Raw genomic sequence first — 20,708 nt, 5'->3', positions numbered from 1 at the left:
GATTTGAACCCTCGCGCCGGTTACCCGACCTACACCCTTAGCAGGGGCGCCTCTTCAGCCTCTTGAGTACTTCCCCAAATANNCTCCGCAGGTAGGACTCGAACCTACGACCGATCGGTTAACAGCCGATAGCTCTACCACTGAGCTACTGCGGAATAATTCATATCATCTTTTCGACTCTTCCTATTATAAAAACCTGTCTATTAAAAGTCAAGAATGTTTTTCAAAAAAATTAGCCGTTTTATTTGCATATTTCCTAAAAGACAACCCTTTTAATTTTCCCTTTCATTCACCTTAACTAATTTCCCTCTACACTTTCCGCAAACATATTTAAGCGTATTTATATTTCTTCTTCTATAATACTCTTGCCCACAGTTCTTACAAGAATAGATAATAAGCTTCTTATTTCCATCCCTCCGATTCCCTTCCGGCAGCGGCGAGCAAAAACGAGGAGCTCCAACAGCTTTCATTAACATCTTGAAATCTTGATCCCGATGTTTATACCCTTTCCCCTCAATATGCAAATGATAGTGACAAAGCTCATGCTTGATAATGCCGCACAGCTCTTGATGCCCTAATTGTTCTAAATATATTCGATTAATTTCTACGTGATGAGTACTTAACATATAACGTCCGCCAGTTGTTTTAAGTCTTGAATTAAAGTAAGCCTTATGTCTGAATGGTTTACCAAATTCCGCTAAAGAAATTTCCTCAACTAATCTTTGTAACTCTATATCATCCATCTTCCTCTTACTCCTAAGAAATATTGTCAACATGACAACCTATTATAGCATACATTATATATACCTTTTGATCCGAGGAGGTACTCATATGCCTGTATGGTTTCAAAATCAAATCCAACGTGCTTTCTTTGAAAAAGATCGTTATCAAATAAAATTATTAAACCAATGCTGGTTTTTCTACAGAAAAAAACACTGCTCTTAGAAATGCGGAGGGGGCTTGTTCACCCCCGAAAAGCACAAGACGAGCTGGTTGGAAGGTTGTTCTTAACCTTTCAGCCAGCTTGGCTTGTGACCTCGAGGGGGTAGCCACCGCAGCTAGACAATTAGAAAAACGAAAGCGCCTTGACCATCGCCGTACAAACTGGAAGGGCCGCGACTGAGATAAAGGAAACACGGTGAGCGCAAGCGAACCGATGTTGACTTATCGTAGGGAGGGGACCTGAAGTTTGATAGGCGCTGCAGCTAGACAATTAGAAATGCGGAGGCGACTGGTCTGCCCCGAAAAGCATAAGACGAGCTGGATGGAAGGTTGTTCTTTAACCTTCTAGCCAGATTGGCTTATGACCTCGAGGGGCAAGAAGCCGCAGCTGGACATCATGAAAAGCGGAAGCGCCTGTTCATCCCCAACAAGCATAAAAAACCCCTTGCAAGATGAAACATTTTCACCTGCAAGGGGTTGTATAGTTAGCCACTAGCCTCAAAAATTTTTATTCATTTGGCGGAAGCATTGTTAAAGACACTCTTCCTTTATTTTTGTCAACAGAATCAACCCAAACGGTAACTACGTCGCCTACAGAAACGACATCAAGAGGATGCTTAACGAATTTACGGCTTAATTTTGATATATGAACAAGTCCATCTTGCTTCACTCCAATATCAACAAATGCACCGAAATCTACAACATTTCTGACAGTGCCTTGAAGCTCCATTCCGGTACTTAAATCTTCCAGCTTAAGGACATCTTTCTTTAATAAAGGTTTAGGCAAATCATCACGGGGGTCCCTCTCAGGTCTAACAAGAGCATCTATAATATCCTTTAACGTTAATTCCCCCATCCCCAACTCTTCCGATAACTGTGCAACGTTCAATCCTGAAAGAGATTCCCTTAAGGCAGGACTCCCTAGATCAGCTGTGGTAAAGCCAAGACTATTAAGTAATTTTATTACTTCAGAATAGCTCTCCGGGTGAATACCTGTACGATCTAATGGCTCCGTGCCATCTATGATTCGCAAGAAACCGATAGCTTGCTCATATGTTTTAGCACCTAGCCTAGGAATTTTCTTTAGCTGCTTCCGGTTGGAGAACTTTCCCTCTTCCTCACGTTTTTTCACGATGTTATTGGCAACCGCTTTAGATAAACCTGCCACATACTGTAGCAAAGAGGAAGAAGCCGTATTCACATTGACTCCCACCTGGTTAACTGCTGTCTCAACAACAAAGCTTAGCGATTCTGTTAATTTCTTTTGAGAAACATCATGCTGGTATTGACCAACACCAACAGATTTTGGATCAATTTTCACGAGTTCCGCCAATGGGTCTTGAAGCCTGCGGGCAATTGAAACCGCACTTCTTTCTTCCACCTGCAGCTCTGGAAATTCCTCTCTCGCTAAATCTGATGCGGAATACACACTTGCTCCAGCCTCATTTACAATGAGATAGAAGATTTCTTCATTAAGTTCTTTTAAGATGTCCGAAACAAACTGTTCTGTTTCCCTAGAAGCGGTCCCATTACCGATGGCAACCATTTCCACCTTGAAAGTTTTTAATATATCAATTATTTGTGATTTTGCCTTTTTCGATTTAGAGACAGGCGGATGAGGATAAATCACAGAGATTTTCAAAACCTTCCCTGTTTCATCAACAACCGCTAGCTTACACCCTGTTCGATAAGCTGGGTCTACAGCTAATACCACCTTGCCTTTTAAAGGAGGCTGTAATAATAAATTCCGTAAATTCTCGGAGAAAATCATGATCGCCTGCTCTTCTGCTTTCTCCGTTAATTCATTTCGAATTTCCCTTTCAATGGATGGCTGAATTAAACGCTTGTACCCATCCTCATAGGCTTCTTTAACAAATGCAGCAGCAGGGGATTGCTCATTTTTAACCCACTTTTTGTGAAGATATCTTAAAATAAATTCTACATTCGGCTTTATACTAATCCGCAATATATCTTCTTTTTCTCCACGATTGAGAGCCAGCGTCCGATGAGGAACTATTTTTGCTAGGGGCTCCTCATACTCGTAATACATCTCATACACTTTCTTCTCATCATTTTTTTCATCTTTAACAGCAGACTCAATTATTCCAGTTTTTAACGTTTCCTGTCGAATCCACTTTCTGCTTTCTGCATCATCCGATACCCATTCAGCAATAATGTCCTTTGCCCCTGTAATCGCCTCTTCAACCGTCTCTACTTCTTTTTCTTCAGAAAGAAAGCCGGCAGCCTTCTCCTTTATTGATAAAGAAGTCGGAAAAGTAAGCAGCCATTCAGCAAATGGTTCCAAGCCCTTTTCTTTTGCTATCGTTGCCTTTGTTCTGCGCTTCTGTTTATAAGGACGATATAAATCTTCTAACTCCTGAAGCTTACTCGCTTTTTGAATTTGTACCGTTAAATCATCCGTTAATTTCCCTTGTTCATCGATCAATCGGACAATTTCCTCTTTCCGTTGCTCAAGATTCTGTATGTACTGCCAGCGTTCCATTATATCTCGAATTTGAACCTCATCTAAAGCGCCCGTTAACTCTTTGCGATAACGGGCAATAAATGGAACAGTATTCCCCTCTTCAAGAAGATTAATTGTATTCTTCACTTGTTTTAGCGATAATGATAGCTCTGACGTAATCATCTCTAATATTTGCTCTTGCCTATTTACTATTTTCTCCAAGGTTTTACCTCCAGCTTTTTAGGTCTTCATCTTATCTTATCAAAATCTTGCCCGCGTTTCACATTGCCGCACTTCAAAGACAAATAAGCTTATCTTTTCGTAAGATAAGCTAACTAAGCTTCCTTCATAAATTCTATTCTGGATTCTTTTCCTTTGCGTTAATTGCTTCCCTTAACTTTTTTATTGCCCTTCTTTGCAGGCGTGATACGTGCATTTGCGAAATTGCGAGTCTTTCTCCCGCTTCCTTTTGGCTCATATTCTCTATATACGTATATTGAATGACACTTTTTTCACGTTCAGTTAGTACATGCAATATCTTTTCAAGTACAAGAATTTGGTTTATTTTCTCATAGCCTTCATCTTCATTCCCTACAATGTCATGTAATGTTGTTGTTCCACCTTCAGAATCAGCATCAATTGAGTGATCAACAGAGAGTGCTTGATAGCTTTTGCTAATTTCCATTGCTTCTAATATTTCCTCTTCTGACACGCCAACAACATCCGCAATTTCAGCCATTTTCGGGGATCGCTGCAGCTGGATGGTTAATTCATCAATTGTTGATTTTATTTTTGGTCCCAATTCCTTTATCCTGCGAGGTACATGAACACTCCAAGTTTTATCACGCAAAAAACGTTTAATTTCTCCAATTATTGTCGGTACTGCGAATGCTTCGAAATTTTTCCCGTACGTTTCATCATATCTTCGAATTGCTCCCAATAATCCGATAAGGCCAACTTGGGAAATATCTTCATGAAAGGATTTTCCCTTCGAATATTTACGAGCAATTGAATCCACCATCTTTCGATAATGGAGAACAAGTATTTTCTGTGCCTCTTCATCTTGTTCAAGTTGAAAAGCCCTTATGAGTCCGTTAATTTCTTCAGGGGTTATCTGCTTAGGTTGAGATTGTTTCGACATCCCTCTCCACCTGCTCCCCCTCAAGGTATTTGATCATGAAGACCGTCACACCCTCTTTGTTATGAATTCGAACCTCGTCCATTAACGACTCTATTAAGTAAAGACCTAAGCCTCCTTCACGCAAAAACTCAACAGAATCTGTCTCTTCATAACGGCCAATCCCTTGCTTAGCGGCGAGAAAATCAAAACTTATCCCATTATCGGCAACCATTACTTCCAAACGGTTCCCATATAACCCAAAGCCAACAATTACTTCCCCATGTTCATTACTAGTATAAGCATGCTGAATCGCATTCGTACATGCCTCACTTGTAGCAATCTTTAAATCTTCAATTTCATCATAGGCAAACCCCATTCGGCTTGCAATGCCTGATAATGTAAGCCGAATAACACTCAAGAACTCGGCTTTAGCAGGAATTTTCAATTCAATGTAATCAAATGATTGTGTCAACTTACTTCACCTTCAATCTGGCCAGATATATCCATAATTGTAGATAAACCTGTAATTTCAAAAAGTCTCATTAATCGGCTGGATAATCCTAAAAGCTTTAACTGCCCATTATTTGAACGGATATTTTTAAAGACGCCAACAAAGACACCTAATCCTGTACTATCCATATAAGTAACGCCAGAAAGGTTAATGATGATTACTGATTCCTTTTTTTCTGCCAATTGAAAAAGGGACTCACGCAGTTTGGGTGCAGTATATGCATCAATCTCGCCGCTAATATTCACAGTTATTAATTGATCCTTTTCCTTCGTTTCAATAGAAATATTCATAAATGACCCACCTTTTTATGCCAATTTGCCTATTAAGTACCCGAATTCCGCAAAGAGTAAACCTGTTATACGTGATTATTTTTAAAATTATTAATTAGAATTTTCGAAACATATCACTGATAAAAAAGGCAAGCATTGTATGCTTGCCTTGGGCAGACGATCTATTTTTTATAAAAAAATGGTGGCTTTTTTAACCAATGTTTTTAATAACCGTTCAAGATATAAAAACGCTCTTTAACAAGAGCGTTTTCTATTAAAATTCGATGAGACCAAGGCTAATCTGCACGGCTTCATCCACTTTTTCCATCATTTCGTCATCGAGGTGGGTAATTTTATCGGTTAAGCGCTGTTTATCAATCGTACGAATTTGTTCTAGAAGAATAACCGAATCCCGTTCAAAGCCATAACGCTTCGCATCAATTTCAACATGAGTAGGCAGCTTAGCTTTTTGAATTTGAGCAGTGATTGCTGCAACAATTACTGTGGGACTAAACCGATTCCCGATATCGTTTTGGATGACAAGCACTGGACGAACGCCACCTTGTTCTGAACCAACAACTGGGGATAGGTCTGCAAAATAAACGTCACCACGTTTGACAATCAAAGGATTACCCTCCGCTTACTAGACGTTCAACTGTGTGTTCTGCCTCGAATTCCGCTTGAAATGCTTCAGATGCAATCGTCAAATTTATTTTCGCCATCTCCATATAGCCACGACGCATGGATTCACGAATTTGTCTCTTTTTCCGTTCACGCAAATACATTTTGGTTGCTTGATAAATGAATTCACTCCGGTTAACGTTTTCCTGTTTAGCAAAACCATCTAACTCTGTTAATAGATGTTGCGGTAATTTAACCATTATCTCTGTTGTTGCGCTGGACTCAGCCACAAACAAACACCTCCACCATCACTACACACCATTTTATATCTACCAATTTCAATATTATCATCAAACACGCCTTATGCAAAGAGGATTTATTAATTCTTCTGTATTATCGGCTAAAAAATTAAGTTTTTATGCATAATCTTATTTTTCCAGTAAAAAAGACATTTTTCGACAATATCAATTACAATAAAGAGTTAATAATCCTTTTCACTTTTCCATTCTTTTTATACACCCTTGGAATTCTGCCCGCTACCATACATGTAATTTCATAATTAATGGTATGAAGCTTTTCAGCGACTTCATTTACAGAAATATACTCATCTCCCTGCGTCCCAATAAGAGTCACGACCGTTCCTATAGGTAACTCAGCCGGCAGCTTAACCATGCATTGGTCCATACAAATCCGCCCAACAATTGGAACTCTTCGCCCCTCAACAAGCACCTCTTGGCCTTTTAATTTTCGTATCCATCCATCAGCATAACCAATTGGCAAAGTCCCAATCCATTCGTCGTCGGCTGCTTCATAGGTAGCACCATAGCTAACCCTCTCTCCTTTCTTAATCTTTTTAACATGTACTAGTTTTGTATGGAGGGAAAAGGCAGGTTTCAATCTAAATGGCAGATCTGGTTCAATTTCAGGTGAGGGTGTTAGTCCGTACATAGAAATTCCCATCCTAACTGCATTATGGTGTGTCTCGGGATGTATTAATGCAGCTGCACTATTGCCTGTGTGGATAAATTCTGGTCTTGCCTCAAACCAAGAAATCATTTCTTGAAAGCGTTCCATTTGCCCTTCAAAATAAGTAAAATCAAGCTCATCGGCTGTTGCAAAATGTGTGTAAACACCTTCTAAATAAAATCGAGGATCCCCTTTTATTATTGCTTCAAGCCCATTTAGCTCGTCTTTACTGCGTACACCCAGTCTCCCCATTCCAGTATCAAGCTTTACATGGATGTCTAACCTGGCATTGGAGGGCAATGTTTCCTTTGCCTCGCTAAGCCATTTCTGCTGAAATACGGTTAATGAGATCCGATTTTCCGCTGCAATTCTAACATCCTCAGGTCTGCATATCCCTAACACAAGGATAGGTGCTTCAATTCCTTTTCTGCGGAGAGCGAGGGCTTCATCCAAAAATGCAACAGCTAAATAGGATGCACCTGAATTTAATGCCTCTTTAGCAACCTCTTCGTCACCATGGCCATATGCGTTTGCCTTCACAACTGCGAAAACCTTCACACCTTCACCAATATGACGCTTCATTTCTTCAATATTATATGAAATATGTTCCAAGTTTATTTCTGCCCAAGTATCCCTGTAATAAGCCAATTGGCTGTCCACTAGCTTCCCCATCCTTTAAACCGTCATAAATATTATTATTATCAAACTCTCTATATAAATTTGTCAAATAAATTTAATCCTTATCTGAATATTCACAAATAAAAAAGGCTCTTATCAAAGAGCCTGAATGCGAATACTTATTTTACTGTATTTCCTTGCACAGAACGGGCGATTGCCGTTAATTCTTCATCCGTTAAATCATTGGATGCTAATAGATAATCCACTCCTTGATGTGTCCAAGTAATTGTATTATTAGAAAGAGCACCAATCGTGAAACCTAGGTCCACAGGGTCACCGCTTACAGATGTTAATGAAGAGGCCGTCATAACTTCTGCCTTTTCCTGAATGAGTGTAAAGGACTTTTCACCATCATATGTTAAAACTACACGCTTTCCATTTGCTGTTTTTATTTCCTTTTGATCAATCAATTCATATTCTGAATACCCAGTAGGATATTTAACTGAGAATTCTTCATCTGCTACTTCTCCCATAACAGGAACTTCTAATTGGGCACTTGTCATATTCTTTTTCATATCAAAGTCTTTTTTATCTAATGAAGCATTGAATTTCACAGCCGTGAATTCAACAGTTACAAGCGCATTTTTATCTGTATCCATTACCTTCACACTTACAGGAGTGAGATCTGATTTTTTCAGTTTAATTTCTTGGGTAGGAAGCATTTGGTTATTTTGGTATTTCGTTTTTGTTTCAAATATATAATGATCTTTTGTCGCTTTAAATGCGGCTTCTTTATCGTCAATGATATCTTTTATTAACGATTCATATAAATAAGCCTGGCTGCTATTTTTTGGCCACTCGCTTTGAAACTTGAAGCTCTTATTTAGCGCAGGTGTAAGGACAAACACGCCTTCATCATTCCGAAGAATCATTTGGCTTTGATCCTTTTGCGCATTTTTGAGATCTACCTTATAATACATTGGATCCTTGTGCCAAACCTCAATCTCATACGTTTGTGGCTCTGTTCCCATCTGCAATGTCATCTTCGCATTTGCCTTATAGCTTTTAATTTCCTCGAGCTTCCCGCTCAACTCCTTTGTTACGTCTTCTTGGGATTTCGTTCCGCAAGCAGACAATGCAATGACAATCAATAGCCCGGCTAACAGCATTAACCACTTTCTTCTCATTCCTTCAACCCCTTTAGTCTCGATTCAGTGTATTGTCCAGCCACTGCACTAAGCCAATTTCTAAAGTGAAAATTAGCTTTGATCGCGCACTTATCGTGGAGGAGATGGAGGCAAGCTTTTCATAGCTGCTAAAAACTAGCCTTGTCTCTCCTATTGCACTATGAATATATGAGACAACCTTTAAGAATATGCTAAAGGGAATGACAAGCTTTTATTTTTCTTTCTGCTCTTGCTTTTCAATAACAACCTGCGCCACAGCATATTCTTTACTATGGGAAATGGAGAGATGAACACCTTCGTTGAACGGCCTGGAGATAAACGGCTTCCCGTTCTTATCTTTTACAATTTCAATGTCTAAAAAAGATAAACTCCCGCCTAACCCTGTACCTATAGCTTTTGAAAAGGCTTCCTTAGCCGCAAAACGTCCAGCTAAATACTCAGTCTTCCGGTCTTCCGTCAAATTGTAGAAAATCTCCTTTTCATTCACAGTTAATATTCGGTCAACAAACTTTTGCTGTCTTAAGTAAATTCTTCTTATCCGGCTAAGCTCTACAATATCTATCCCAATACCAGAAATCATTGGACATCATCCTTCTAATTAAATTATCCTATGCATAAACAATTAAGAGATCAGAAAAGCGCAAGCACCTTGGTCATCGCCGTACAAACTGGAAGGACCACGACCGAGATAAAGGAAACACGGTAAGCGAGAGCGAACCGATGTTAACACAATCGTTGCGGAGGTGACCTAAAGTTTGTTAGCGATCGGACGCTTGTGCTAGACAATTCTCTAACTTCAAAGTTATACTGTCTTATTTTTATAAAGGGAGGCCCCTCATGTTTACAAGATCAGAAAGCTTTAAACAATTTCTGCGCCACTACCCAGTAGTTTCTATCATCGTTTCCATTCATATTGTACTTTATTTATTAACCATCCTGCCATTTCTTCCAAACAAATGGCTCTTTGAACATTTTGCAGGGGTGAATTTATATATTTTTGAAGGAGAGTATTGGCGGCTGATTACACCTATTTTTATGCATAGCGGCTTTTCTCATGTCCTTTTTAATAGCTTCTCACTTGTTTTATTTGGTCCTGCTTTAGAGCAGATTTTGGGAAAGGGAAAGTTTATTTTTGTTTATCTGGCTGCTGGGGTGGCTGCAAATACAGCTACATTATTTTTGGAGCCTTTGACTTATATTCATGTAGGAGCTAGCGGGGCAATTTTCGGGTTATTTGGCTTTTTTGCAGCGATCATAATGTTTAGAAAAGACATGATCTCTTATGCAAATTCACAGCTCATATTAACCATTACCATCATCAGTGTGATTATGACTTTCTTGCAGCCAAACATTAATGTAGTTGCTCATTTATTTGGGCTCTTAGCTGGTTTCCTAATCGGTGCTGCCCTACTCTCAAATAAAAAAAGACCGGTCTTTTCCTTTACCCGTTCTTCTTCTAGTCGGTTTAGAAACCAGCGTCCTTCATTAAAAGAGATTGAGCCTTCTAAACTCTTGCTATTGGGAATTATCATTATCCTTGCATTAGTAGGATTTTTGTTTAGATAAGAATATCGGAAGCACCTTGTCCCATCGCCGTACAAACTGGAGGAGATCTGAAGTTTGAAATGCGCAAGAGCTAGACAGTTCTCAAATTGGAAAAACGTATATTTTTTATTCAGATAAAAAGGGGCATTAGCCCCTTTATTCAATTATTTATATTCCTTATACTCATTCCAAAGCTCCCGGTTTCCCCGATTGCTTAACTCAGCTATTTGCTTGATGCCGCTTTCTAGCTTTTCATCTACAACACTGGCATCATTAATATGCTTAATGATCATTTCATTTGCTTCATCAAACGTTGATCTTGTTTCTCTAATCTCATTCATTACATCATTTGAGTAGTCACGCTGTTCTTCAATCGTGCTAATAACATCCTTTACCTCTCCTTGGACATTATTAATAACGGATAAAATATAATCAATCGTACTTGTTGTGTTTGTGCTTAATTGGATTCCTTCTTCAATTAACCCTGTACTCATTTTCGTCGATTGTAAAGAACCATCAATATCCTTTTGAATATTCTGAGTCAGAACACTAATATTGTGTGTGCTTTCTGCTGTATTTTCTGCCAGCTTTCGAACCTCTTCAGCAACGACAGCAAAACCCTTTCCATGCTCTCCAGCTCTTGCCGCTTCAATTGATGCATTAAGTGCAAGAAGATTTGTTTGATCTGCAATTTCCTTAATTACCTTAACAATCATTTCAATTTCTTTTGATCGCTCATTTAATTGATTCATTTTAACTGAGGTTTCATGCAGCTGTTCTCCAAGCTTCGCGATAAGACCCTCTACTTTACTAACGGAATCTCTTCCTTCTTCTGATATTTTCACCATATCAATTGTAGATTCAATTAAACTCTGGCCCTTTTCATGAAGTCCAATGGATTTATCATAGGACATTTGACTAATAACATTTACTTTATCAAATCGCTCCATGATTTTCCCGACTAAATCAGCTAGAATATTATGCTGTCCATTCACCATTTCATGCTGTTCTATTGCAGTATGAATTTCATTATTAAAGCTTTCAATAAAACTAGTAAGATATTCTTCATTTTGCTGAGCTTTTTCAAATATCATCTTTAAGCGATTTTTCAGCTCTGTATTTTCTTCTAGAAGCTGCGTCGATCCTTTTTTTGTTTTAAACATAGTCAGTCACTCCATTGTTCAATTTTCATACCACTTCAACTTATTTACTATAGATGTTATCAGAATCAGCTAGGTCTTTTCCCCTACACCGAAATGGATTCGAAAATCTGGGAGGGGCAACTCAATTTAAAACATAGTCCATAACTACTATCGGTTATTTTTCCTTTTTATTTATTGATTTGACTCAAGAATTGAAGAATATTCAATATTTTTTCAACTTTTCACATTTACTTTGAATAGGAATACCATTCATATATACCTTCTACATCGTTCTTTTCCAAATCAACAACCTTCCCACCTGTTCCACCAGAACCAGACATAACCGTTGCTTGAATCGAAGCCAATTCATTTTTATTCTGAAAATAGCTCTCTCTCATAACTAGCGACTGAATTCGATTCCTTTTCATAAAAATTGTATTTTTGATTATGCTGCGATATCTTAAAGTCAGCTGCTGGCTATCAACATTCCAGCCGGCGTCCTTAAATTTCAAATATGACAGCAGCAAAGAAGGGATGACGAGTAATAGAGATAAATATCCCCATGGCCTAAAAAATATAACTGAAACAACAATCATTGGCAGCATATATACTAATCCTCTAAACAAATACCGTTTTAAAGACCTAGTTGGAGCAGACAAAATGGGGGTCTCTAAATTATATTCAGGTAAATACGGAGATAAAATTGTCGTGATAACATTCCTTTTTACGATTGGCAAAAGCATTTCACGGGAGCTATCCGTATCGGTTGCAGATCCGCCAGCACTTTCGATATACACTGTACTTAATCCCAATGGCTGTCTGATGAGATTTTCACTTAGACGAATCGCTTGAATGCGATGCGAAGGAATGGTGAGCTGTCTTTTTTCAAGCAGTCCTCTTGTAATGATGAAGTCATCTTTATTCTTCTTCACAGTAAATCCAGCATATTTAAGCATCGTTCCAATCAGCGCAGCTGCCCATGCTACTAAAAAGCCAATAAATACGAGTAAACTGACAACAAGAACCCCACTTGAAATAAAATCCTCCAGCCCGTTGAATACTTTTTCATAAGGAATAATTTCCTCAAATTGAAAAATAAAAGCGATAACTGCAGAAATAACTACCCCTACTCCTCCGGACGTAGAGGCAAGCAGAAAAAGCTCCTTCGGTGTTATTTGATAAAGAATTATTTCTTTATTTTCTTTAACGACTTCTTGCTCGTCTATTGAGGTTTCATCTTTAGCGGAGGATAAAGCTTGTTGAATGATAGTTGCTTGGCTCTTCGAAATAGCTGTTAAAACCGCCTCTGCCTCACCACTCGAGCCTGCTGTTTCTATCTTTACCTTCACTAAACCAAATGGCCGCTGTAAGATCCCTTCTGACAAATCTAGACTTTGTATTCTTTCAAAGGGAATATATCTTTTCTTTCGGACAAACACACCGTATTCAATACGCAATTCCTCATCTTCCAGACGATAAGTAAATCTAAGCCAAGTAAGAATTCCGATGATTAATACTAAAACAATGACCCCTAAGGAAGCGATTAACTGAAATAAACCGTTTTTACTCCCAAATACAACAAATACGAGAAATGGAATGATTAATTCCTTTAACAGCTTTAAACAATTAATTACAGTAGCTATAGGATGAAGACGTTTTGGTTCAGACATCCTCATCAGCCACCCTCGCTAGCTTCGAAATGAAAAAACGAAGCTCCTCTGCTTCATCCATTTCCAGTGCCGGAATCTCATGAACGGTTGCGGCAGTTGATACGGTTATAGTTGCTAACTGATATTTTCGCAAAATGGGGCCTTGCTGCATATCTACATGCTGAACTCGTATCATTGGGACTAATGTTCTTTTTATGACAAATACGCCATGCTGAAGCTCAATTTCATTTTCACGGACCTCATACCGCCACCGCTTCCACCGTAATGTTGGAAAAAGTATAATAAAAAGATAGGCATATAATACTAAAGCCAGAACGGCAATCCCAATAATCCAGCTAGGCCAATCAAAAATAATTGTTAGAGCGACCGCTGCTCCTGATACAAGAAGAGCAAAAAACGAATGAATAGCACCAGATATTCTCCAAACGGTCAGCCCCTTTGAGGAAATTCTTCTTTGCGGTTCCAAAATCATGTGTAACCTCCTAATAAATAACTTTGTTACTAGTATACATGACCTAAAAAGGATATAAATATTAAAAGGAGAAATAACAAAAAAAAGAGAGCATGCTGTATGCTCTCTTTTTTGATTAACGGTAACTATTAGAATTCGATCGATTATTATTGTTACTATTACTGTTATTGCTGTTACTATAGCGTTTATTTTGGGAACCTTGGCGAGATCTTACTGGCGCCTTCTGTCTTCCTCTTTGACCCCCGTATGAGTTATTTCTATCATCAAATCTGCGTTCTCTTTTTTGCGGCAGCGGCTTTTCTTCTGTTAGCTTGACTGGTGTTGTATCAGGTTCTTTTGTCAGCATCTTTAATACCGCCTGAACAATAGTTGTTGCATCTTGCTGCTCTAATAATTCTTCAGCTGCTTGTTTATAATATTGCAGATTATTCGATTCCACTGATTGCAGAATACGTTCGATAACAGCTTTTTGCTGACCTTCTAATGCTTCATCCAAAGTCGGCGGCTTCATGCGGTCCATTTTCCGTTTAGTTGTTTTTTCCACAACTTGCAGATACGACTTTTCTCTTGGTGTAATGAAAGTCATTGCAACGCCCGTTTTGCCAGCGCGTCCCGTACGTCCAATTCGGTGAACATAGCTTTCCGGATCTTGTGGAATATCAAAATTGTATACATGAGTAACACCTGAGATATCTAACCCACGTGCTGCAACATCTGTGGCAACTAGAACATCAATCGAGCCTTCTTTAAATTTACGTAATACAGACATCCGCTTCGCCTGGCTTAAATCGCCATGAATTCCCTCAGCATTATAGCCTCTAAGGTTCAGCGCCTCTGCCAATTCATCAACCCGTCGCTTTGTTCGTCCAAATATAATTGCAAGTTCAGGGGATTGAATATCAAGCAATCTTGTCAAAATATCAAATTTGCTTCTTTCCTGTACTTCTAAATAGTACTGCTCAATTTGCGAAACAGTTACTTCCTTTGTCTTCACACGTACAATTTGTGGTTCTTTCATAAAACGTTCAGCAATTTTTTTGATCGGAGCAGGCATGGTCGCTGAGAATAAAAGAGTCTGACGTTCTTCAGGAATTTGCGCAAGAATCGCCTCGATATCCTCAATAAATCCCATATTCAGCATTTCATCCGCCTCATCGAGTATCACTGTATGAACATTTTCTAGACGCAGCGTTTTTCGGTTAATATGGTCGAGCAGTCGTCCTGGTGTACCTACAATAATATGAGGTCGGTTTTTTAACGCACGAATTTGGCGATTAATATCCTGGCCGCCATAAATCGCTAACACTCTTGTTCTTTTCCCATAGCCAATTTTGTACAATTCTTCCGATACTTGAATAGCAAGCTCACGAGTTGGAGCAATGATAATTCCTTGGATTACATCCTGGCTGTAATCAATTTTGTCGATCATCGGTATGCCAAATGCTGCTGTTTTCCCCGTTCCTGTTTGAGCTTGTCCGATCAAATCTTTGTTTTCTAAGCTCAAAGGAATCGTCTGTGCTTGAATAGGGGTTGCTTCTTCAAATCCCATTCTCTTAAGAGCCTTCATCGTTGCAGGGCTGATGCCCAAATCTTGAAACTTTGTCAATGTGTTCATTCTCCTTCTAATCTTCGTTTTTCCAATAATACAGGTAAGATAGTTCGTGAAATGGGTACGAGGATGATTCTTCATTAGTATTTCAATAGAGAAATCTGTACCTTACATGAAGAAACCCGCTTGAGAGGAAGGATGTGGTAAGGAGATACATTCCCCTTTAGAGCTATATATACAAATTCACGTAAATGAATGAGTGAACCGCATCCTACTTAATGCAGTATAAAAGTGAAAAAAGACATTCTCCAGTTGGAGTATGTCCAGGTTTCGTAAGTGTTCTTCATGTTTCTATAAAAATAATTTTAACATTTTCTAGACACAATTGCAATCGGAGACAGGTATTGGGAGAACTTAATTTCCCAACTATTTTAAGAATCGGTGCACTTCAGTAAAAAGATCCTCACGTTCCTCACAATGGCAAATTAAATGCTTAGACTTCTTTAAAAAAATCAGCTTTTTAGAAGTAGTTCCTATTCGATTATATAAATATTGTGCACTTTTTGGGGGAACTACTCCATCAATTTCCCCTTGTGCAATTAAGGTTGGAATCCTCACTTGAGGCAAGATGGGCCGTATCGCAGTAACTAACCTTCTAAACTGGATGGTAGCTGTAATAGGAGTTGCAATGATTTTTCTCTTATATCTAATAAACATTTCATTTTCTGTTAGCCTCCCTTTTGCTGCATCCCTTAAGATCTCACCAATATCCTTTAAGAGCTGCTTCGGATTGACATAATAAGCCGCAGCGCTTAGCAGGACTAATTTAGCAACGGGATAATGAACAGACAAATAACTGGCAATCAGTCCACCCATAGAAAAGCCAACTACATAAACGGTTTCACATTTTTCAATCAGTCTTTTTAATTCATCTTCCGCATGTTTAATCCATTTCTTATATTCTATACCCTTTAAATCAAGCTTATCCCCATGCCCCGGGAGAGTTGGTACAACTATTTCCCAATCCGTACGGTCCTTTAAATAGCTAGCTAAAGGCTCTACCTCATAAGGTGAACCTGTAAATCCATGTATACACATGCAGCCAATCATTTATAATCACCGCCAAATTAAGTTTATTTAGTTTTATTTTACACTAAAGGCCTTTTTCAATACTATTAATAGCTCTCATAATTAAATCCCTTCAACTTCTTGTTGAAGGGATTAATATTAATATCTCAGCCATTTTAATATCTCTTTTGGTGTAGCATTTTTTCCGTACATTAATATACCAATTTTGAATATTTTCCCTGCCAGCTTCATAAACAGCCATATACTGATCAGAAGAATAATGATTGAAATAGATATTTCAATCCACGGCCAGCTTTCAAGCACAGATAGCCGCATAATTAATACACCCGGTGATGTTAAAGGGAAGTACGAACCTGCCTGCGCAATAATCCCTTCTGGGTCAGATATGACTGGAGAATACAATACTGCTGGCAGCCACGGCAATAAAAAAACAATCCCTTGGAAATTACTCGTTTGGTCCATATCCTCGAAGGTAGCACCAATTCCAGCAAAAATGGCAGCAAACAGAAGATAGCCTAAAACCGCAATAAAAACGAGCAGTATTGTTTCAGGTACGAGCAAATATTCCAAAATAGGGAATTCACTTTTCCACATAAAATATGGAACTATTACTAAAATCCATGCAAGAACTTGAGTAATCCCAAGAGCAAAGTAGCCGATTATTTTACCTTGCATTAATTCAGAGGAATCTACCGATGAGAGAACAATTTCAGCCACTTTTTCCTTCTTTTCATTAGAGGCGCTTTGAAAAATCATCATTCCCGTCATGACAATGGAAAAAAGAATGATGCCTGCAAAAACACCAGGAATAAGTCTTTTTAACGGATCTCCTTTCACTTCACCTACATCTTTTGATAACGAAACCGCATCAATTGTAATTCCCTGATTAATAATATCTTTCTCTTGCTGAGATAAATGAAGATTTTCTATTTGCAAGTCTCTTAAAGGCTGCACCATTACATTCACTTGCTTTTCAAAATCTTTATCTATTTCTTCATTTGTATAAACAGTCAGTTTTCCTTGTTCCATCAAATTTTTACTGAAAGATATGTAAGCTGTATTTTCTGTGTTCTTTATTATTTTCTTCATTCCGCTTTCATCTGTTTCCGCCTCTTGAATTTCCCATTCAATCCCTTGTGAAAGAAGCGTTTCTTCAACACTTTCCCACATATTCATCTCATCCTGAATATAAACCTTCACAGGGTCAGATTCACTTTTAAACATATCCATGAATGAGGGCAATGAGGAAAAGATAATAAAGATTAGCGGCGTGATTAACAGGGAAATAATAAATGATTTGTTTTTCATATTTTTCTTATATTCCCACTTTGCTACTTTCATACTGTTACGCACTCTTCTCACCTTCTCCCAATATTTTTTTATCTGTCGCGATATCTATAAAAATTTCATGAAGCGAAATTCTGCTTACTGTTAGCTCTTTAATTTGAATCTCTTCTGGAAGCCGCTTTAACCAAGTGGATGGTTGAATATTTGCCTCCAAGTACAATGTTGCAAGTTCACCGCTTTGCTCGACTCTTTGAACCTGAGGAAGCCTCGCAAAAATACTCTCCTCATTATTCCCGCGGATCACACATTTATAGTTAGCATACTGTGCCTTCACTTCCTCCATCGTTCCGGAAATAACTTTTTGCCCTCGGTGTATCATTAATAGACGATCGCATAATTCCTCTACTACATTCATTTGGTGCGCAGATAATAATATAGCTGTTCCCTTATTCGCTAATTCTTTAATCTCGCTTTTAATCAACTCCTGGCTAACAGGATCGAGCCCTGAGAAAGGTTCATCTAAGATAAGAAGGTCAGGCTCATGGATGATCGAAGCAATAAATTGAACCTTCTGTCCCATCCCTTTTGACAATTCTTCAATCGAGCTTTTCTCCTTCCCTTCAAGCCCTAATTTCTTTAGGTATGCTAATGCTCTTTCTTTAGCCTTTTTCACAGGATAGTCCTTCAATTCAGCAAAATAGAGCAGGATATCCATAATGCTTACCTTTTTATATAAGCCGCGTTCCTCAGGAAGATAGCCAATTCTATGGCGAGGAATACTTCCTGTTGAGTGGCCATGAAATTTCACTGTTCCTTCATCAGGATGGAGAATTCCCATGATGCTGCGGATTGCCGTCGACTTCCCTGCCCCATTTGGTCCTAAGATAGCCATTATTTCCCCTTTATTCACTTCAAAAGAAATATCCTTAATGATTTGTTTATTTTTAAAAGATTTACCTATTTGGTTTACTGTCAAAACAGGTCCACTCATTCCCCTTCAGTCCTCTCTCCTAATTAAGATGCTTTCCCAATAAGCATATAGGTGATAATCTCTTCTATTTCTAAGTTTTTCGCACGAAGCCATTTTAATTGCTTACCTGCTAAATACGACTCTGTTTCCTCTGCACATTTAGAGACTAGGATTCGTTCATTTTTCCGTTCGATTACTCCCGGGATAGGCTCGTTTGGAAGGGAATCTTCCATCCAATATTGCTTATATTGGCCTGTTAATTCTTCCTTTTCAAATTTCCCAAGCAGCTGCCCCTCTTTCATAACAACTACATAATCTGCAAGTTTTCGGATATCCTCAGCCTGATGACTTGAGATAATGACTAATTTATCTCCTCTATCCATCCATTCAACAATCACATCTAAAAGCATTTGCTTTGAAGGAATATCCATGTGTGCCGTCGGTTCATCAAGTATTAAAATTTCAGCATCCCTAGCAAGTGTTAATGCAAGATTAAGTTTTTGCTGGACGCCTTGAGAGAGTTTTCCATACTTTTTTGACAGCGGAATTTGGTACATTTCTACTAACTGCTCAAATAGCGGTTGGTCCCATGTTGGATACCATTTCGAGACAAGCTCTCTCAGCTGGTTCCCATTGAAAGAATCACATCCTAATAGTGTCTGTGGTAAATAGGCAATTCTTTTTTTCCAGCCTTCTTCTTCACTGTCTATCAGCTGTCCAAATAATTTTATTTCCCCATCATTTTGTACAGCTAAGCGCATTAAAACCTTTAGTAATGTACTTTTCCCAGCCCCATTATTGCCGACAATAGCAGTGATGGTACCAGCCTCAAAGGACAGGTCAATTGGTCCTAATTGAAAATCATCCACATTCTTTTTTAAACGATTTATTTCAATCCATTTTTCCATCATTATTGTGTCCGCCTTTCTTTTTCAAGCTAGCAATAATTTCTTGAAAAACCACTTCAATCTGTTCAAGTGTATAATCGTGGCGAAGAGCTGTTTCTACAGCCTTTTCAATCGCATGATAAACTGCAGAAACTGTCACTTCTTCCTTCTTAGATGCCTCGATTTCTGCAACAAATGTCCCTTTCCCTTGAGTCGTTCGAATAAATCCCTGGTATTCAAGATTTTGATAGGCACGCCTTGTTGTGATCACACTAATCTCAAGCTCCTTAGACAAAACACGTATAGATGGCAGCGATGTGCCAGCCGGCAGCTGCCCTCCTGCAATAAGCGCTTTTATTTGTTCTTCAATTTGGTGATAAATTGGCTCTCTTGATTCCTTTGAAAGGCGAATAGGAAGTTCCACTTAATCGCCACCTTCCTTATTAATCCATTAGTGTAAATAATCAACCTTATCAATTCTTTTGTATACATAGCCTTTGTAATAGAAGAGACCTGCAACAGCCAGCAAAATTGATATAAGAATTGAAGGGAATGGCCATTCCTTTGCAGCATACATAGTCATTTCGACAATTCCTTTATTAAACACATTATTAATCACGATTAGGACAGCTAGTATTCCACCATAGAACAGGACACTAACTACAACTGCCTTTAATGTACTAATCTTTTCACCGACATCACTTGCCGGAAACATGGAACCGCATAATACACCAAAACTTAGCCAGATAATTGAAAATACTAGATATGAACCGATAGGCATATATGCTCTATACTCTGATGAAAGCGTATAGATAAGAATAAGCACTAATATATGAAAGGGAATTGAAATCGTAAAATAACTAATAAATCTGCTCAATACTAATACATTTTTCTTAATCGGCAATTGATTAAGCATGATGAAGTAAGGAGAGACCCAAACATCTCCTCCCATCCTTTTTAATTGGTGCTCCTTCGGTCTGAACGAGGCAGAAAGCACCCAAAAAGTGAATAAATAGAACAAGTCAAAAACAATTGGAACATCTTCCATGATTGTGTTCGAAAATACCTCTGTAAAAAAAACAGCTAATCCAAATGATAAAGCAACAAGTGTAATAATTCCTTTCATTGATGCCTTCACTTCAAACATAGCAAGCCACCGTGCCTGTTTCCACTCGCTCATAGATAAGTCCTCCTTAACTGTTATACTGTTTATATCTATATACACACTATATGATAACTGGAAAGTTTTTTCAACTGATTTCTTGCATAAGAAAAGCGCAAGCGCCTTGGTCATCGCCGTACAAACTGGAAGGGCCGCGACTGAGATAAAGGAAACACGGTGAGCGAGAGCGAACCGATGTTGACTTATCGTAGGGAGGGGACCTAAAGTTTGATAGGC

22 protein-coding genes and 1 tRNA gene are annotated in these 20,708 nt (G+C 38.5%); 2 read left to right on the top strand and 21 right to left on the bottom strand.

The window, feature by feature from the left end; all coding sequences use genetic code 11:
• Positions 1-83: 83 nt before the first annotated feature.
• Together ASU02_RS18675 and ASU02_RS18670 are read right to left on the bottom strand one after the other, a co-directional pair.
• A tRNA-Asn gene (locus tag ASU02_RS18675) sits at positions 84-155 on the bottom strand.
• A 117-nt stretch (positions 156-272) separates the two neighbouring features.
• Positions 273-743, bottom strand: a complete 471-nt coding sequence (locus ASU02_RS18670) for a SprT family protein (RefSeq protein ID WP_057766416.1) — start codon at positions 741-743, stop codon at positions 273-275.
• An 88-nt stretch (positions 744-831) separates the two neighbouring features.
• Here ASU02_RS18670 and cmpA point away from each other — a divergent pair, with 88 nt between their 5' ends.
• The gene (gene cmpA / locus ASU02_RS26265) at positions 832-945 is read left to right on the top strand and encodes a cortex morphogenetic protein CmpA (RefSeq protein WP_095396741.1); all 114 of its coding nucleotides are present in this window, start codon (positions 832-834) and stop codon (positions 943-945) included.
• A 505-nt stretch (positions 946-1,450) separates the two neighbouring features.
• Here the strand turns inward: cmpA and ASU02_RS18665 are convergent.
• The 9 genes from ASU02_RS18665 to acpS all read right to left on the bottom strand — a co-directional run bounded on the left by ASU02_RS18665 (position 1,451) and on the right by acpS (position 9,278).
• Positions 1,451-3,589, bottom strand: a complete 2,139-nt coding sequence (locus tag ASU02_RS18665) for a Tex family protein (protein ID WP_198317465.1) — start codon at positions 3,587-3,589, stop codon at positions 1,451-1,453.
• Positions 3,590-3,761: 172 nt separating this feature from the next.
• Positions 3,762-4,547, bottom strand: a complete 786-nt coding sequence (sigB, locus tag ASU02_RS18660; protein ID WP_057766412.1) for an RNA polymerase sigma factor SigB — start codon at positions 4,545-4,547, stop codon at positions 3,762-3,764.
• Positions 4,525-4,998 (bottom strand): anti-sigma B factor RsbW, encoded by a 474-nt coding sequence (rsbW, locus tag ASU02_RS18655; protein ID WP_057766410.1) that lies wholly within the window; start codon positions 4,996-4,998, stop codon positions 4,525-4,527. Before rsbW ends, sigB begins: the two co-directional genes overlap by 23 nt.
• Positions 4,995-5,327 carry an anti-sigma factor antagonist gene (locus ASU02_RS18650; RefSeq protein ID WP_057766408.1) on the bottom strand — a complete coding sequence of 111 codons (333 nt, stop codon included), beginning with the start codon at positions 5,325-5,327 and terminating at the stop codon, positions 4,995-4,997. The genes rsbW and ASU02_RS18650 overlap by 4 nt, the downstream gene beginning before the upstream one ends.
• Before the next feature lie 253 nt (positions 5,328-5,580).
• Positions 5,581-5,931, bottom strand: a complete 351-nt coding sequence (gene ndoA / locus ASU02_RS18645; protein WP_009336311.1) for a type II toxin-antitoxin system endoribonuclease NdoA — start codon at positions 5,929-5,931, stop codon at positions 5,581-5,583.
• Between the two features lie 4 nt (positions 5,932-5,935).
• Positions 5,936-6,217: a CopG family ribbon-helix-helix protein gene (locus ASU02_RS18640; RefSeq protein ID WP_053477859.1), complete on the bottom strand. Its 282-nt coding sequence runs from the start codon at positions 6,215-6,217 to the stop codon at positions 5,936-5,938.
• A 178-nt stretch (positions 6,218-6,395) separates the two neighbouring features.
• The gene (gene alr, locus ASU02_RS18635; protein WP_408607291.1) at positions 6,396-7,541 is read right to left on the bottom strand and encodes an alanine racemase; all 1,146 of its coding nucleotides are present in this window, start codon (positions 7,539-7,541) and stop codon (positions 6,396-6,398) included.
• Positions 7,542-7,690: 149 nt separating this feature from the next.
• A complete protein-coding gene (locus tag ASU02_RS18630) occupies positions 7,691-8,698 on the bottom strand; it encodes a LolA family protein (RefSeq protein WP_057766404.1) in 1,008 nt (335 codons plus the stop codon).
• Between the two features lie 211 nt (positions 8,699-8,909).
• Entirely contained in the window at positions 8,910-9,278 is a 369-nt protein-coding gene (gene acpS / locus ASU02_RS18625; protein ID WP_057766402.1) for a holo-ACP synthase, read from the bottom strand.
• 257 nt (positions 9,279-9,535) lie between these two features.
• Here acpS and ASU02_RS18620 point away from each other — a divergent pair, with 257 nt between their 5' ends.
• On the top strand, positions 9,536-10,264 hold the full coding sequence (locus tag ASU02_RS18620; protein WP_057766400.1) for a rhomboid family intramembrane serine protease: 729 nt from the start codon (positions 9,536-9,538) through the stop codon (positions 10,262-10,264).
• Between the two features lie 143 nt (positions 10,265-10,407).
• Here the strand turns inward: ASU02_RS18620 and ASU02_RS27260 are convergent, their stop codons facing one another.
• The 10 genes from ASU02_RS27260 to ASU02_RS18570 all read right to left on the bottom strand — a co-directional run bounded on the left by ASU02_RS27260 (position 10,408) and on the right by ASU02_RS18570 (position 20,489).
• On the bottom strand, positions 10,408-11,406 hold the full coding sequence (locus tag ASU02_RS27260; RefSeq protein ID WP_057766398.1) for a methyl-accepting chemotaxis protein: 999 nt from the start codon (positions 11,404-11,406) through the stop codon (positions 10,408-10,410).
• A gap of 227 nt (positions 11,407-11,633) precedes the next feature.
• Complete coding sequence (locus tag ASU02_RS18610; protein WP_057766396.1) at positions 11,634-13,055, bottom strand: PH domain-containing protein; 1,422 nt, start codon at positions 13,053-13,055, stop codon at positions 11,634-11,636.
• On the bottom strand, positions 13,048-13,527 hold the full coding sequence (locus ASU02_RS18605) for a PH domain-containing protein (protein WP_057766394.1): 480 nt from the start codon (positions 13,525-13,527) through the stop codon (positions 13,048-13,050). The genes ASU02_RS18610 and ASU02_RS18605 overlap by 8 nt, the downstream gene beginning before the upstream one ends.
• A gap of 115 nt (positions 13,528-13,642) precedes the next feature.
• The gene (locus ASU02_RS18600; RefSeq protein WP_198317463.1) at positions 13,643-15,142 is read right to left on the bottom strand and encodes a DEAD/DEAH box helicase; all 1,500 of its coding nucleotides are present in this window, start codon (positions 15,140-15,142) and stop codon (positions 13,643-13,645) included.
• A 360-nt stretch (positions 15,143-15,502) separates the two neighbouring features.
• A complete protein-coding gene (locus tag ASU02_RS18595; protein ID WP_057766390.1) occupies positions 15,503-16,186 on the bottom strand; it encodes an alpha/beta hydrolase in 684 nt (227 codons plus the stop codon).
• Between the two features lie 117 nt (positions 16,187-16,303).
• A complete protein-coding gene (locus ASU02_RS18590; RefSeq protein ID WP_057766388.1) occupies positions 16,304-17,518 on the bottom strand; it encodes an ABC transporter permease in 1,215 nt (404 codons plus the stop codon).
• Positions 17,511-18,443: an ABC transporter ATP-binding protein gene (locus ASU02_RS18585; RefSeq protein ID WP_057766386.1), complete on the bottom strand. Its 933-nt coding sequence runs from the start codon at positions 18,441-18,443 to the stop codon at positions 17,511-17,513. The genes ASU02_RS18590 and ASU02_RS18585 overlap by 8 nt, the downstream gene beginning before the upstream one ends.
• Positions 18,444-18,466: 23 nt before the next feature.
• Entirely contained in the window at positions 18,467-19,333 is an 867-nt protein-coding gene (locus tag ASU02_RS18580) for an ATP-binding cassette domain-containing protein (RefSeq protein ID WP_232426293.1), read from the bottom strand.
• On the bottom strand, positions 19,314-19,733 hold the full coding sequence (locus ASU02_RS18575; protein WP_057766384.1) for a GntR family transcriptional regulator: 420 nt from the start codon (positions 19,731-19,733) through the stop codon (positions 19,314-19,316). The genes ASU02_RS18580 and ASU02_RS18575 overlap by 20 nt, the downstream gene beginning before the upstream one ends.
• Positions 19,734-19,760: 27 nt before the next feature.
• Positions 19,761-20,489 carry a hypothetical protein gene (locus tag ASU02_RS18570; RefSeq protein WP_057766382.1) on the bottom strand — a complete coding sequence of 243 codons (729 nt, stop codon included), beginning with the start codon at positions 20,487-20,489 and terminating at the stop codon, positions 19,761-19,763.
• Between the last annotated feature and the right edge of the window lie 219 nt (positions 20,490-20,708).

The organism is Cytobacillus praedii, assembly GCF_001439605.1.
Classification (GTDB): Bacteria; Bacillota; Bacilli; order Bacillales; family Cytobacillaceae; genus Cytobacillus; species Cytobacillus praedii.
This window is presented reverse-complemented; position numbering and strand designations above follow the sequence as displayed.

What these genes read in the sequence shown, in the direction of transcription:
- ASU02_RS18605 (WP_057766394.1), bottom strand. Translation starts at nt 13,527, where the DNA reads ATGATTTTGGAACCGCAAAGAAGAATTTCCTCAAAGGGGCTGACCGTT.
- ASU02_RS18570 (WP_057766382.1), bottom strand. Translation starts at nt 20,489, where the DNA reads ATGAGCGAGTGGAAACAGGCACGGTGGCTTGCTATGTTTGAAGTGAAG.
- ASU02_RS18620 (WP_057766400.1), top strand. Translation starts at nt 9,536, where the DNA reads ATGTTTACAAGATCAGAAAGCTTTAAACAATTTCTGCGCCACTACCCA.
- ASU02_RS18580 (WP_232426293.1), bottom strand. Translation starts at nt 19,333, where the DNA reads ATGATGGAAAAATGGATTGAAATAAATCGTTTAAAAAAGAATGTGGAT.
- ASU02_RS18610 (WP_057766396.1), bottom strand. Translation starts at nt 13,055, where the DNA reads ATGTCTGAACCAAAACGTCTTCATCCTATAGCTACTGTAATTAATTGT.
- ASU02_RS18595 (WP_057766390.1), bottom strand. Translation starts at nt 16,186, where the DNA reads ATGATTGGCTGCATGTGTATACATGGATTTACAGGTTCACCTTATGAG.
- cmpA (WP_095396741.1), top strand. Translation starts at nt 832, where the DNA reads ATGCCTGTATGGTTTCAAAATCAAATCCAACGTGCTTTCTTTGAAAAA.
- ASU02_RS18650 (WP_057766408.1), bottom strand. Translation starts at nt 5,327, where the DNA reads ATGAATATTTCTATTGAAACGAAGGAAAAGGATCAATTAATAACTGTG.
- ASU02_RS18585 (WP_057766386.1), bottom strand. Translation starts at nt 18,443, where the DNA reads ATGAGTGGACCTGTTTTGACAGTAAACCAAATAGGTAAATCTTTTAAA.
- sigB (WP_057766412.1), bottom strand. Translation starts at nt 4,547, where the DNA reads ATGTCGAAACAATCTCAACCTAAGCAGATAACCCCTGAAGAAATTAAC.
- ASU02_RS18665 (WP_198317465.1), bottom strand. Translation starts at nt 3,589, where the DNA reads ATGATTACGTCAGAGCTATCATTATCGCTAAAACAAGTGAAGAATACA.
- ASU02_RS18670 (WP_057766416.1), bottom strand. Translation starts at nt 743, where the DNA reads ATGGATGATATAGAGTTACAAAGATTAGTTGAGGAAATTTCTTTAGCG.
- ASU02_RS18600 (WP_198317463.1), bottom strand. Translation starts at nt 15,142, where the DNA reads ATGAACACATTGACAAAGTTTCAAGATTTGGGCATCAGCCCTGCAACG.
- acpS (WP_057766402.1), bottom strand. Translation starts at nt 9,278, where the DNA reads ATGATTTCTGGTATTGGGATAGATATTGTAGAGCTTAGCCGGATAAGA.
- ASU02_RS27260 (WP_057766398.1), bottom strand. Translation starts at nt 11,406, where the DNA reads ATGTTTAAAACAAAAAAAGGATCGACGCAGCTTCTAGAAGAAAATACA.
- ASU02_RS18630 (WP_057766404.1), bottom strand. Translation starts at nt 8,698, where the DNA reads ATGAGAAGAAAGTGGTTAATGCTGTTAGCCGGGCTATTGATTGTCATT.